This is a genomic window from Neptuniibacter sp. 1_MG-2023 (genome assembly GCF_030547185.1).
In the GTDB taxonomy this organism is placed as follows: Bacteria; Pseudomonadota; Gammaproteobacteria; order Pseudomonadales; family Balneatricaceae; genus Neptuniibacter.
The window spans coordinates 1-501 of the sequence record NZ_JAUOQR010000034.1 but is presented as its reverse complement, the minus strand read 5'-3'; the positions used below and the strand labels follow the sequence as shown (position 1 = coordinate 501).

At 49.3% G+C, this 501-nt stretch carries 1 protein-coding gene; it reads left to right on the top strand.

The annotated features are described in order from the left end of the window. Window positions 1–501: hypothetical protein (locus tag Q4492_RS15655; RefSeq protein ID WP_303419861.1), on the top strand; the 501-nt coding region annotated here is incomplete at both ends.

The following is a 501-nucleotide window of genomic DNA, read 5'->3' as shown; positions in this document are numbered from 1 at the left end:
GGCGGAAGGCGCTGAGAGCTTCACCATTACGATCGATACCATTACCGATACTAACTTCGAGCATATTGCTGAAGATGTGACCAACAACAGTGTTGAAACGCAGATCACCGATGACACGGATCCCAATACCACTGAACCGGATACTGAAACAGCGACGGTTTCACTTACCGGTCCAGCAACCGTGATTGAAGGCGATATTACAACGCCGTATACCATCAGTGTTGATCAGCCAGCAGCCGATGTTGCCACACCGATCACCGTAACCTTCACCTACAGCGGTGTTGCCATTGATGGCACAGACTTCACGGGTGTTGCGAGTGTTGATATTCCAGCGGGCAGCAACTCAAATACCTTCACTATCGACACCTTAGATGATGTGTTAGCGGAAGGTGCCGAGAGCTTTACAATCGAGATCGATAGCATCACCGATACTAACTTCGAGCATATTGCTGAAGATGCGACCAACAACAGTGTTGAAACGCAGATCACCGATGACACGGA